The 13,080-nt window shown below is 72.6% G+C and carries 10 protein-coding genes and 1 tRNA gene; 10 read left to right on the top strand and 1 reads right to left on the bottom strand.

From position 1 onward, the window contains the following. From ptsP to msrP, 10 genes are all read left to right on the top strand, one after another. Positions 1-1,729, top strand: a 1,729-nt coding sequence (gene ptsP / locus GVN67_RS23840; protein ID WP_159999822.1) for a phosphoenolpyruvate--protein phosphotransferase, incomplete at its 5' end; no start/stop codon positions are given. Beyond that, entirely contained in the window at positions 1,719-2,657 is a 939-nt protein-coding gene (gene pfkB, locus GVN67_RS23845) for a 1-phosphofructokinase (RefSeq protein WP_159999823.1), read from the top strand. The genes ptsP and pfkB, both read left to right, overlap by 11 nt. A 31-nt stretch (positions 2,658-2,688) precedes the next feature. Continuing rightward, on the top strand, positions 2,689-4,434 hold the full coding sequence (locus GVN67_RS23850) for a fructose-specific PTS transporter subunit EIIC (protein ID WP_159999824.1): 1,746 nt from the start codon (positions 2,689-2,691) through the stop codon (positions 4,432-4,434). 268 nt (positions 4,435-4,702) lie between these two features. Next, entirely contained in the window at positions 4,703-7,447 is a 2,745-nt protein-coding gene (gene gyrA / locus GVN67_RS23855) for a DNA gyrase subunit A (RefSeq protein ID WP_235035450.1), read from the top strand. Between the two features lie 74 nt (positions 7,448-7,521). Next, complete coding sequence (gene coaD / locus GVN67_RS23860; protein WP_159999826.1) at positions 7,522-8,046, top strand: pantetheine-phosphate adenylyltransferase; 525 nt, start codon at positions 7,522-7,524, stop codon at positions 8,044-8,046. An 8-nt stretch (positions 8,047-8,054) separates the two neighbouring features. Further along, the gene (locus GVN67_RS23865; RefSeq protein WP_200845377.1) at positions 8,055-8,630 is read left to right on the top strand and encodes a peptidylprolyl isomerase; all 576 of its coding nucleotides are present in this window, start codon (positions 8,055-8,057) and stop codon (positions 8,628-8,630) included. Between the two features lie 105 nt (positions 8,631-8,735). Next, positions 8,736-8,808, top strand: a tRNA-Lys gene (locus tag GVN67_RS23870). An 84-nt stretch (positions 8,809-8,892) separates the two neighbouring features. Next, on the top strand, positions 8,893-9,996 hold the full coding sequence (locus GVN67_RS23875) for a glycosyltransferase family 2 protein (protein ID WP_159999827.1): 1,104 nt from the start codon (positions 8,893-8,895) through the stop codon (positions 9,994-9,996). Then, positions 9,951-11,447 (top strand): glycosyltransferase family 39 protein, encoded by a 1,497-nt coding sequence (locus tag GVN67_RS23880; protein WP_235035449.1) that lies wholly within the window; start codon positions 9,951-9,953, stop codon positions 11,445-11,447. Before GVN67_RS23875 ends, GVN67_RS23880 begins: the two co-directional genes overlap by 46 nt. Positions 11,448-11,540: 93 nt before the next feature. Next, positions 11,541-12,488, top strand: a complete 948-nt coding sequence (gene msrP / locus GVN67_RS23885) for a protein-methionine-sulfoxide reductase catalytic subunit MsrP (protein WP_159999828.1) — start codon at positions 11,541-11,543, stop codon at positions 12,486-12,488. 99 nt (positions 12,489-12,587) lie between these two features. On the opposite strand, the gene GVN67_RS23890 is transcribed toward msrP, so the two are convergent. Beyond that, positions 12,588-13,080: NUDIX hydrolase (locus GVN67_RS23890; protein WP_368667258.1), on the bottom strand; the 493-nt coding region annotated here is incomplete at its 5' end.

Genomic DNA, 13,080 nt, shown 5'->3' on the forward strand with positions numbered 1-13,080 from the left:
CGCCGTGGCCACCCCCGCCGAAGCCCTGGAACCCGGCGCCATCGCCGGCCTGCCGGCCAGCCCCGGCGTCGCCATCGGCCAGCTCTACCGCTTCCGCTCCGAGGCCGCCGGCTTCGCGGCCACCGCCGCCGATCCGCTGGCCGAGGCTGCCGCCCTGGAAGCCGCGCTGGAAGAATCGCGCGCCGAGCTGAAGACCGTGGCGCAGGAGATGGGCAAGCGCGTCGGCGAGCAGCACGCCGCCATCTTCGCCGCGCATGAGGAATTTCTGGAGGATCCCGAGCTGCTGGCCGAGGCGCGTGCCGCGATCGATGGCGGCGCCTCGGCCCCCGCCGCCTGGCAGGGGGCGACCGATTCCCGCGCCGCGGCGCTGGCCGGCATCGGCGACCCGCTGCTGGCCGCCCGCGCCACCGACCTGAAGGACGTGTCCCGCCGCGTGCTGCGCCACCTGGTGGGGGGCGAGAGCGCCGCCGTCACTCTGCCGCAGGGCGCCATCGTGGTGGCCGAGGACCTGACGCCGTCGGAGACCGCCAATCTCGACCCGGCCAAGGTGGTGGGCATGGTGACCTCGGCCGGCGGGCCGACGGCGCATACCGCCATCCTGGCCCGCGCGCTGGGCATTCCTGCCGTGGTCGCGGCCGGCGCCGCGGTGCTGGACCTGCCCGATGGCACCCGCGCCGTGGTCGATGGCGACCGCGGCTGGCTGCTGCCCGCGCCGGACGACGCCGCCATCGCCCGGGCCGAGGCCGCCATGGCCACTGGCCGCGACCGCGCCGCGGCGGCGAAGCGCGCCGCCTTCCGCCCCGCGGTGACCCGCGACGGCCATCGCGTCGAGGTCGCCGCCAATGTCCGCAAGCCGGAGGAGGCGGTCGAGGCCGTCGCCGCCGGCGCCGAGGGCACCGGCCTGGTCCGCAGCGAGTTCCTGTTCGATGGCCGCGAGCAGCCGCCGTCGGAAGACGAGCAGTTCGCGCTGTATCGGCAACTCGCGGAGGGCTTCGGCGGGCTGCCGGTGGTGCTGCGCACGCTGGACGCCGGCGGCGACAAGCCGCTGCGCTTCGTCCACCACCCGGCCGAGGCCAATCCTTTCCTCGGGCTGCGGGGCCTGCGCCTGTCGCTGGCCGAGCCCGCCTTGTTCCGCGCCCAGGTGCGCGCCGCGCTGCGGGCCGGGCGGCATGGCGATATCCGGCTGATGCTGCCGATGGTCGATGGGCTGGCCGACCTGCGCGCCGCCCGCGACATCATCGAGCGCGAGCGGCTGGCGCTGGCCACCCCGCCGCTGGAGGTGGGCATCATGGTCGAGGTGCCCTCGGCCGCGGTGATGGCCGACCAGCTGGCCCGCGAGGCCGACTTCTTCTCCATCGGCACCAACGACCTGACGCAATACACGCTGGCGGTCGACCGGCTGCACCCGACGCTGGGGGCGCGCTCCGACGCGCTCGACCCGGCGGTGCTGCGGCTGATCGACATGACGGTGAAGGCCGCGCATGGCCGCGGCCGCTGGGTCGGCGTCTGCGGCAACCTGGCCGCCGATGCCATGGCGGCGCCGATCCTGGTGGGCCTCGGCGTCGACGAGCTCTCGGTCTCCATCCCCAATGTGGCGGCGCTGAAGGCACAGATCCGCGGCATGACCATGCTGGCCGCCGAAAAGGTCGCCCGCGCCGCGCTGGACTGCGGCACCGCCGCCGAGGTGCGCGCCCTGCCGGCGCTGCGGGAGCTGGCCCATGCCGGCTGACGCCCCGCGCATCGCCACCGTCACGCTGAACCCCGCCCTCGACCTGACCATCCCGCTGCAGCGGCTGGCGCTGGGCGAGGTCAACCGGGCCGGCGCCACGGAGCTGCGGCCGGCCGGCAAGGGGGTCAATGTCGCCGTCATGCTGGCGGTGCTGGGAGAGCCCGTCCTGGCCACCGGCCTGCTCGGCGAGGCCGACCTGCCGGCCTTCGAGGCCTTCCTGCGGCCGCTCGGCATCCTGGTCGACTTCGAGCCGCTGCCCGGGCGCTGCCGCATCAACGTCAAGCTGGTGGAAAGCGGCGAGGGGCGGGTCACCGACATCAACCCGCCCGGCAGCCCGGCCTCGGCCAATGCGCTGGAAGCGCTGCTGACCCGGCTGGCTCCGGCGCCGGAAATCGCCGTCATCGCCGGCAGCCTGCCGCCCGGCCTGGCGCCGGAGGCGCTGGCCATGCTGGCGGTGCGCCTGGCCGCCGCCGGCACCCGCGTCGTGCTGGACAGCAGCGGCCCGGCCCTGGCGGCGGCGATCACCGCCCGCCCCAGCCTGGTCAAGCCGAACCGGCAGGAGCTGGAGGCGCTGCTCGGCCAGGCGCTGCCCGACCGCGCCGCCTTGCTGGCCGGCGCCCGGGCGCTGCAGGCCCAGGGCATCGAGCATGTCGTCGTCTCGGCCGGCGGCGACGGCGCGCTTTTCGCCCTGCCGGGCCAGGCGCTATGGGTGCGGCCGCCCAAGGTCCGCCTGACCACCACGGTCGGCGCCGGCGACGCCATGGTCGCCGGGCTGACCGCCGCCCTGGCCCGCGGCCTGGGGCCCGAGGCCATGGCGCGGCTGGCCACCGGCTGCGCCGCCGCCGCCGTCTCCCGCCCCGCCGGCGGATTGCCGGAGGCCGCCACCATCGCCCGCCTGGCGGAGGAAGCCGATGTCGAGCAGCTCTGACCTTCCCGCCACCCCGAGCCGGATCTCCCCCATGTCTTCTGATGCCGGCGCCGCCGCCCCCCGCCTGCTGGCGGTCATCCGCCACGCCGCCAGCCCGCCGCATGCCGCCATGGCCGCCGAGGCGCTGCGCGAGGCGGCCGAGCGCGCCGGCCTGGACCTGGCACTGGACACGGTCGAGCAGCCGGTCCGCGGCCGCGACGCCGATGCCGTGCTGCTGGTCGGCGACGCCACGGCCGAGGCCGCCCGCCATGCCGGCCGCCCGCTGATCGCCACCACCATCGTCGAGGCGATCCGCCGGCCGGAGCCCGCCCTGCGCGCCGCCGCCTCGCTGGCGCTGCTGCCGCGCCCGGCGGTGGCCGCGGCGCCGGCGCCCCTGGCCGCGCCGGCCGCGGTGGAGGAGGGGGGCAGCAAGACGCTCGTCGCCATCACCGCCTGCCCGACCGGCATCGCCCACACCTTCATGGCCGCCGCCGCCCTGGAGAAGGCGGCGCACCAGCTCGGCTACGCCATCAAGGTGGAGACCCAAGGGTCGGTCGGCGCCAAGAACGCCCTGACGGCCGAGGAGATCGACGCGGCGGACGCCGTGGTGATCGCCGCCGACACCGGCGTGGATCGCAGCCGCTTCGCCGGCAAGCGCATCCTGCTCGCCGGCACCAACGACGCGCTGAAGGACGGCAAGGGGCTGATCACCCGGGCGCTGGCCGCCGAGGTCCAGGGTGGCGCCCGCGCTGCCGCGGGTGCCGCCGGCGCGGCCCAGGCGCCCGGTGTCTACAAGCACCTGATGACCGGCGTCTCCTACATGATCCCGCTGGTCACCGCCGGCGGGCTCTGCATCGCGCTGTCCTTCGCCTTCGGCATCGAGGCCTTCAAGGAGCCCGGCACCCTGCCGGCGGCGCTGTTCCAGATCGGCGCGCAATCGGCGCTCGCCCTGATGGTGCCGGTGCTGGCGGCCTTCATCGCCTTCTCCATCGCCGACCGGCCGGGCCTGGCGCCGGGCTTCGTCGGCGGCGCCCTGGCCGGCGCGGTCGGCGCCGGCTTCCTGGGCGGCATCGCCGCCGGGTTCCTGGCCGGCTACGTGGCAAGGTTCCTGCGCGACCGCTTGCCCTTCCCGGACAGCCTGGAGGGGCTGAAGCCCGTCCTGGTCATACCCCTGCTGGCCTCGCTGGTGACCGGGCTGCTGATGATCTACGTGCTCGGCGCCCCGATCGCCGCGGCGCTCGCCTGGCTGACCGAGTTCCTGCGCGGCATGGGCTCCACCAACGCGGTGATCCTGGGCGTGCTGCTCGGCGCCATGATGGCCGCCGACATGGGCGGGCCGGTGAACAAGGCGGCCTATGCCTTTGGCGTCGGGCTGCTGGGCTCGGAGACCTACGCCCCCATGGCCGCCATCATGGCCGCCGGCATGACGCCGCCGCTGGGCATCGCCCTGGCCACCGTCATCGCCCGCAGCCGCTTCAGCCAGGAGGAGCGCGATGCCGGCAAGGCCGCCGCCATCCTGGGCGCCGCCTTCATCACCGAGGGCGCCATCCCCTTCGCCGCCAAGGACCCGCTGCGGGTGATCCCGTCGCTGATCGCCGGCTCGGCGGTCACCGGCGGGCTGGTGATGCTGTTCGGCTGCACCCTGCGGGCGCCGCATGGCGGCATCTTCGTGGTCGGCATCCCCGGCGCGGTGGGCAATCCGCTGGGATACCTGCTGGCGATTCTGGCCGGCACCCTGGTCACCGCCGCGGCCGTCGCCGTGCTGAAGCGCAGCGCGCCGGCGGCGGTCACCGCCTGAGGGGCGCGGGGCCCAGAAAAAAGACAGCAAAATGAAGGGGCTCGGCCGGGCCGCCGGGGCAGGGGGCGGGGGCCCGCCAGGGCCGCCCGGACCGGTTTGGCGGAACGCCCGGAAACCGCTATAAAGACGCGGATTTTCCAGGCGGCGGGCGACGCCCCGCTGGCCGTCTACTGCATGGGATGACCGCGTGAGCGAGAGCGACAACGGCACCGGGCCGGCCGGCCATATTCCGCCCGAGGGCACGCTGCCGATCGCGCTCGAGGAGGAGATGCGCCGCTCCTACCTCGACTATGCGATGAGCGTGATTGTCGCGCGCGCCCTGCCGGACGTGCGCGACGGGCTGAAGCCGGTCCATCGCCGCATTCTCTTCTCCATGCAGGAGAACGGCTTCACCGCCGACAAGCCGTACAAGAAGTCGGCCCGCGTCGTCGGCGACGTCATGGGTAAGTATCACCCGCATGGCGACAGCGCGATCTACGACGCCATGGTCCGCATGGCGCAGACCTTCTCGCTGCGCGTGCCGCTGATCGACGGCCAGGGCAATTTCGGCTCGATGGACGGCGATCCGCCGGCGGCCATGCGCTACACCGAGGCGCGGCTGGCCAAGTCCGCCGTGGCGCTGCTGGAGGGCATCGACGAGGACACCGTCGCCTTCAACCCGAACTACGACGAGAGCGCCGAGGAGCCGGCGGTGCTGCCGGCCGCCTTCCCCAACCTGCTGGTGAACGGCGCCAACGGCATCGCCGTCGGCATGGCGACCAATATCCCGCCGCACAACCCGGGCGAGGTGATCGACGCAACGCTGGCGCTGATCGTCAATCCGGAGCTGACGCTCGAAGAGCTGATGCAGATCATCCCGGGGCCGGACTTCCCGACCGGGGCGCTGATCCTGGGCCGGGCCGGCATCCGCTCGGCCTTCGAGACCGGGCGCGGCAGCGTCGTTCTGCGGGCGCGGGCCGAGATCGAGGAGATGCGTGGCGGCCGCAGCCTGATCGCCGTCTCCGAGATCCCCTACCAGGTCAACAAGTCGGCGCTGATCGAGCGCATCGCCGATCTGGTGCGCACCAAGCAGCTGGAAGGCATCAGCGACCTGCGCGACGAGAGCGACCGCTCCGGCCTGCGCATCGTCATCGAGCTGAAGAAGGACGCGACGCCGGAGGTGGTGCTGAACCACCTCTATCGCTACACGAATCTGCAGACCTCCTTTGCGGTCAATTTCCTGGCGCTGCACCAGGGCCGGCCGCAGCAGATGGGGCTGCGCCAGGCGCTGCTGGCCTTCATCGACTTCCGCGAGGAGGTGATCCTCCGCCGCTCGCGCTTCCGCCTGAACAAGGCGCGCGACCGCGGCCACCTGCTGGTCGGCCTCGCCATCGCGGTGGCCAATATCGACGAGGTCATCCGGCTGATCCGCGAAAGCCCGGATGCGGCCACCGCCCGCGCCCAGCTGATGGACCGTGACTGGCCGATCGCCGATGTCGGGCCGCTGCTCGAGCTGGTCGATGATTCCGGCAATATCGTCGTCAACGAGACGGTCAAGCTGACCGAGGCCCAGGCCCGCGGCATCCTGGAGCTGCGCCTGCAGCGCCTGACCGGCCTCGAGCGCGACAAGATCAATATCGAGCTGGACGAGGTGGCGGGGCGCATCCGCGAGCTGCTCGACATCCTCTCCTCCCGCCCGCGCCGGCTGGAGCTGATGAGCGAGGAGCTGCGCGCCGTCCGCGCCGCCATCGCCAATCCGCGCCTGTCCGAGATCGTCGACGGCCTGGCCGACCAGGACGATGAGAGCTTGGTCGAGCCCGGGCTGATGGTCGTCACCCTGACCCGCGACGGCTATGTCAAGCGCACCCCGCTCGACGTGTTCCGCGCGCAGAATCGCGGCGGGCGCGGGCGCAGCGCCGCCGGCACCCGGCAGGACGATGTCGTGGTGCGCAGCTTCAACGCGCACACGCATCAATGGGTGCTGTTCTTCACCAGCCGCGGCATGGCCTTCCGCGAGAAGGTCTGGAAGCTGCCGGAGGCGGGCCCGACCGCCCGCGGCCGGAGTCTCCGCCAGCTGCTGGCGCTGCAGGAGAACGAGGGCGTCACCGCCGTCCTGCCGCTGCCGCAGGACGAGGCGATGTGGGAGAACCTGCACCTGGTCTTCGCGACGGCCCAGGGCAATGTCCGCCGCAACCGCCTGTCCGACTTCAAGAACGTCCGCGCCTCCGGCCTGATCGCCATGAAGCTGGACGAGGGCGACAGCCTGATCGGCGTCTCCACCTGCCGCGAGGGCGACGACGTGCTGCTGGCCACCCGCGCCGGCCGCGCCATCCGCTTCGTGGCCGACCTCGACACGCTGCGCGTCTTCGCCGGGCGTGATTCGACCGGCGTGCGCGGCATCCGCCTGACCAAGCCGGACGAGGTCATCGCGCTCTCTGTCCTGCGCCATGTCGATGCCGATGTGGCCGACCGGGCCGGCTATCTGCGCCAGGCCGCGCTGAAGCGCCGGAACAGCGAGGAGAATGGCGAGGCCGAGGTCGAGGTGGCCGCGCCCGAGGAAGGCGAGGAGGAGGCTGCGGCCGCCGTCCTGACGCCCGAGCGCTTCACCGCGCTGGAGGAGCAGGAGGAAATCCTGCTGACCGTCACCGATGGCGGCTTCGGCAAGCGCAGCTCGGCCTATGAGTACCGGGTCACCGGGCGCGGCGGCCAGGGCATCGTCAACATCACCCTGACCAAGCGCACCGGCCGCCAGGTGGTCGCCACCTTCCCGGTGCGCCAGGGCGACGACGTCATGCTGGTCACCGACAACGGCCGGCTGATCCGCCTGCCGGCCGACCAGGTGCGCGTCACCGGCCGCGGCGCCATGGGCGTGACCCTGCTGCGGCTCGACGACAAGGAGCGGGTGACCTCCTGCTTCACCGTCGTCGAGGAGCAGGGCGCCGATCAGGATGCGCTGGCCAGCGACGCGGTCATCGACGACGTCGTCGCCCCCGGGGATGATGTCGACCGCGACGGCGAGGCCGGCGGCCAGTGACGCGGCGCGTGGTCCGGCGGCCCGCGCGGCCGGGCCGCGCCCGTCATCGGCTTGCCCACCAGGGAGGGGCGTGAATGGTCGATCGCCAGCTGCGCAGCGGGGTCTATCCCGGCACCTTCGACCCGGTGACCAACGGCCATATTGACATCATCCACCGCGCCGCCCGGACGCTCGACCGGCTGGTGGTGGGGGTGGCGATCAGCACCGGCAAGGGGCCGCTCTTCCCGCTGGAGGAGCGCGTCGAGCTGGTGCTGGCCGAAACCCAGGACATCGCCGCCCGCACCGGCTGCCAGATCGAGGTGGTGCCCTTCGAGGGCCTGCTGGTCGGCTTCGCCCGTGAGGTTGGCGCCAGCGTGATCGTGCGCGGCCTGCGCGCGGTCACCGATTTCGACTACGAGTTCCAGATGGCCGGGCTCAACCGCCGGCTCGACCCTGAGATCGAGCTGGTGTTTCTGATGGCCAGCGAAGGGAACCACTTCATCTCTTCGCGTTTTGTGAAGGAGATCGCGCGGCTCGGCGGTGACATCACCAGCTTCGTGCCGCGCCTGACGCGTGACCGCACCCTCGCCCGGGTGCGGCAGCCCATTCCAGGGGAGTGATACACCGGATGTTTCGCCGCACCCTGCTCGCCAGCACCATTGCCGCTACGGGGATCATGATGACTGAAGCCACCATTAACGAAGCCGCGGCGCAGGACGACCGCGAGAACACCCTGTTCTTCGACCTGAAGGACGGCCGCGTCGTCATCAAGCTGCGCCCCGACCTGGCGCCGCAGCATGTCGAGCGGATCAAGTCCCTGGTGCGCCAGGGCTTCTACAACGGCACGCCGTTCCACCGCGTCATCGAGGGCTTCATGGCCCAGGGTGGCGACCCGACGGGGACCGGCACCGGCGGCAGCCCGCTGCCCGACCTTCCCGCCGAGTTCAGCCCGCCGGCCAAGGCGCGCTACCTGCGCGGCATCTGCGGCATGGCCCGCACCGCCAACCCGAACAGCGCCAACAGCCAGTTCTTCATCATGTTCGCGCCGGCCCCCAGCCTGGACGGCCAGTACACCATCTGGGGTCAGGTGACCTCGGGCATGGAGTTCGTGGACAAGATCAAGCGCGGCGCCGGCGGCAGCGGCGTGGTCCGCGAGCCGGATCGCCTGGTGAAGGCGCAGATCGCGGCCGACGTCCCGGCCTGATCGGATGGCGGGGCCTGGCAGCGATGCCGGGCCCCGCGCCCGTCGAGGGGGTGCTGCACCCCTTGACAGCGGCGGCGTGACCTTGTTTCTGCCGCCCACCCCTTTGTGCCCGTAGCTCAGCCGGTAGAGCACGAGACTTTTAATCTTGGGGTCCAGGGTTCGAGTCCCTGCGGGCACATTTCTCCCCCCTCCGCCGACCGCGCGGCCCTGGTTGCGTTCCGTTGCTGGCACGCGGCGCAAAGTGGCGCTAAGCACGGGCGCGATGTCGCCCCCGGCCCATACCCCTCCCGTCCTCACCGTCGTCGTCCCTTGCTACAACGAGGCGCTGAACGTCGCGCCCATGGTGGCCCGGCTGGAGGCGACACTGCAGGGCATCGCCTGGGAGGCGATCTTCGTCGACGACAACAGCCCCGACGGCACCACCCGCGTGGCGCGCGAGATCGCGGCGCGCGACCCGCGCATCCGCTGCATCCGCCGCGTCGGCCGGCGCGGCCTGTCCTCGGCCTGCGTCGAGGGTATGCTGGCCTCCTCCGCCGAGTATGTCGCGGTGATCGACGGCGATCTGCAGCATGACGAGACGCTGCTGCCGCGCATGCTGCGGGCGCTGCAGGACGGCCAGGCCGATGTCGCGGTGGGCAGCCGGCATGTCGATGGCGGCGCCTCCTCCGGCGGCTTCTCCGCCTGGCGGCAGCGCATCAGCGATGGCGGCATCGCGCTGGCCCAGCTGTTCCTGCGGGTCCGCGTCGCCGACCCGATGAGCGGCTTCTTCATGCTGAAGCGCAGCCTGGTCGAGGAGGTGGCGCCGAAGCTCGCGGGCCGCGGCTTCAAGATCCTGCTCGACATCCTGCTCTCGGCCAAGGCGCGGCTGCGCGTGGTCGAGCTGCCCTACAGCTTCCGCGCCCGCCAGGCCGGCGAGTCGAAGCTGGATGCGACGGTGCTGCTGGATTTCCTGGCGCTGCTGCTCGACAAGGCCTCGCATGGGCTGCTGCCGCTCCGCTTCATGGCCTTCGCCCTGGTGGGCGCGGTCGGCGTGCTGGTGCATCTGGCGATCCTGGCCATCGTGCTGAAGCCGCTGGGCTTCCACGCCGCGCAATGGCTGGCCAGCTTCGTCGCCATGACCGCCAATTTCTGGCTGAACAACCGCCTGACCTATAGCGACGTGCGGCTGCGCGGCCCGGCGCTGTGGCGGGGCCTGGCGCTGTTCTACCTGGTCTGCGGCGTGGGCGTGGCCGCCAATGTCGGCGTCGCCGGCCTGCTGCTGCGCGACGAGCTGGCCGGCTGGGGCGCCGCGGGGGCCGCCGGGGCGCTGCTGACGGTGGTGTGGAACTACGCCGTCTCGGCGACGCTGGTCTGGCGCGCCCGCTGATGCTGGCGGGCCTGCCACGCCCCTGGCTGCTGGCGCTGCTGGGCCTGACCCTGCTGCGGCTGGCCGCCGCCCATTTCCTTCCCCCCGCGCCGGACGAGGCCTATTACTGGGTCTGGGGCCGGGCGCTGGCGCTCAGCTATTACGACCACCCGCCGATGGTCGCGGTCTGGACGGCGCTGGGCAGCGCGCTCGCCGGCGACAATGCGCTGGGGCTGCGGCTGCTGGGGCCGATCGGCGTGGGCCTCGCCTCGCTGCTGCTGGCCGACGCGGCGGAGCGGCTTTTCCCCCATCGCCGCGCCGGCATCTGGACCGCGGCGCTGCTGAACGCGACGCTGCTCTTCGGGGCGGGCGCCGTGCTGATGACGCCGGACACGCCGCTGCTAGTGTTCTGGTCGGCCTCGCTCTGGGCCCTGGCCCGGCTGCAGGCCAGCCAGGACGGTCGCTGGTGGCTGGCCTTCGGCGTCCTCGCCGGGCTTTCGCTGCTGTCTAAGTACACCGCGGCGCTGCTGGGCCTCGGCGTGGTGCTCTGGCTGCTGGCGGAGCCGACGGCGCGGCGCTGGCTCGCGGATTGGCGGCTTTGGGCCGGCGGCGTGCTGGCGGTCGCGGTGTTCAGCCCGGTCATCCTCTGGAACGCCATGCATGGCTGGGCCAGCTTCGCCAAGCAGGGCGGCCGCGCCGGCAGCCAGGGCAGCGGCACCGCGCTGCGCTATCTCGGCGAGCTGCTCGGCGGCCAGGCCGGCCTCGCCACCCCGATCATCTTTGTTCTTTGCATCGCCGGGACGGCGGCGGCGTGCCGGATGTGGTGGCGCGAGCGCGATGCGGGGGCGGGGCTGCTGGTGGTGATGACGCTACCGGCGGCGGCGCTGTTCCTCTGGCAGGCGACCGGCAGCCGGGTGCAGGGCAATTGGCCGGCCATCCTCTACCCCTCGGCCTGCCTGGCCGCCGCGGCCTGCCTGGGGCCGCGCTGGCAGCGCTGGTTCCGCCCCGGCGCGGCGCTCGGGCTGGGGCTGACCCTGCTGGTGCTGGTCCAGGCCGCCTTCGCGCCGCTGCCGCTGGCGCGCCGCCATGACCCGACCCTGGCGCGGCTCGGCGGCTGGCCGGCCTTCGCGGCGGCGCTCGAGGCCGAGCGGAAGACCCGTGGCGCCGGCTTCATCGCCGCCGAGGAATACGGCCTGGCCAGCATCCTGGCGCTGCACCTGCCGCCGGGCACCCGGGTGGTGGCGCTGGGCGACCGCTGGGACCTGTTCGACATGGCGCGCCCGGCCGATGGCGCCCGCGGCCTGCTGGTGCGCAGCGAGCGGCGGGACGGCGCGCCGCTCTGGCCCGGCGCGACCGAGCTCGGCGGCGTCACCCGCGCCCGCAAGGGCATCGAGGCCGAGCGCTACCGCCTGCACGACGTGACGGTCGCCGCCGAGGACCCGCCGCTGGTGGTGCTGCCCGCCCGTCGCTGACGCGCCGGCGCTGAAACCTTCCGACACCCGATACGCATCGAATCTGCCGCGCGCCGGTTGTATGCTGGACAAGCGACCAGGGAGAGCGAAGCCATGCCGATCCGCATTCCACGCGGCTGGGAACTGCCGGACTCCGCCGTCACGCCGGAGCATCTGGTGCTCGGCCGGCGGCGTGGCCTGACGCTGGGCCTGGGTGGCCTGATCGGCGGCGCGCTGGGCCTGCCGGCGGGCGAGGCCCGGGCGCAGGGCGCCATGGCGGCGCCCCGCAACGACCGCTTCGTGCCGGGACGCGATGTCTCGCCCGAGCGCGAGGTCACCAGCTACAACAACTTCTACGAATTCGGCAGCAGCAAGAGCATCAGCGCCGCGGCGCAGCGGCTGCCGATGAAGCCCTGGACCATCAAGATCGAAGGCCTGGTCGAGAAGCCGATGGAGCTCGACCTCGACGGGCTGCTGAAGCAGGTCAGCCTGGAGGAGCGGGTGCTGCGGCACCGCTGCGTCGAGGCCTGGGCGATGACCGCGCCCTGGACCGGCTTCCCCGTCTCGCAGCTGATGAAGATCGCCGCACCCCTCGGCAGCGCCAAATACGTGGTCTTCGAGACGCTCGCCGACCGCGCCACCATGCCCGGCCTGCGGCAGAGTTGGTATCCCTGGCCCTATAGCGACGGCTGCACCATCGCCGAGGCCAATAACGAGCTTTGCTTCATGGCGGTGGGCCTCTTCGGCAAGCCGGTGCCGGCGCAGAATGGCGGGCCGATGCGCATCCTGTTCCCCTGGAAATACGGCTTCAAGAGCAGCAAGTCGATCAGCCGCATCCGCTTCGTCGAGGCGCGCCCGGTCGGCTATTGGGAAAAGCTGCAGGATGCCGAATACGGCTTCTGGGCCAATGTGAACCCGGAGGTGCCGCATCCGCGCTGGAGCCAGGCCAATGAGCGGCTGCTGGGCAGCAACGAGCGGGTGCCGACCAAGCTGTTCAACGGCTATGGGGACTTCGTCGCCGGCCTCTATACCGGCCTGCAAAGCGAGCGGCTTTACGCTTGAAGCGTGATGGCTTGAGGTGGAATCACCGAAAAGCCTGAATCACGCGACCAGACGAACAGCCGGAACAAGTTGTCTTCGTTCTTCCGAAGACAACTTGTTCTAAGGCGCCGCGCGCAGGCGGCGGCGCGCCTCGGCGATGGCGCGCTTCGCCTCGGACCAGAGCGGCAGGGCGGCGAGCTCGGCCGGGGTGAACCAGCGGGCGTCGTCGACATCGTCGCCCGCCACCGGCTCGCCGGACAGCCATTCGCCCGCGAAATCGATGATGGTGTAGTGGAAGCGGATGCGCCCCGCCGTGTCGCGGTTCACCGCATCGACGACGACGGCGAGGGCGAGGGGACCGACCTCGATCCCCGCCTCCTCGCGCAGCTCGCGCCGGGCGGCCTGTTCCGCGGTCTCGCCCAGGTTCTGGGCGCCGCCGGGGATCGACCAGTCGCCCTGGCGCGGCGGCCGGCCGCGCTTGACCATCAGCACGTCGTCGCCGCGCAAGGCGACGACGCCGATCCCCACCCAGGGCCGGTCCGGATATTCTCGCTCGCCGCTCACGGAGCGGGTGCGGGGGCGGCCGGGGCAGGGGCCTCGGGCGCCCCCGCAC

Source organism: Roseomonas sp. 18066 (assembly GCF_902706185.1).
GTDB lineage: Bacteria > Pseudomonadota > Alphaproteobacteria > Acetobacterales > Acetobacteraceae > Pseudoroseomonas.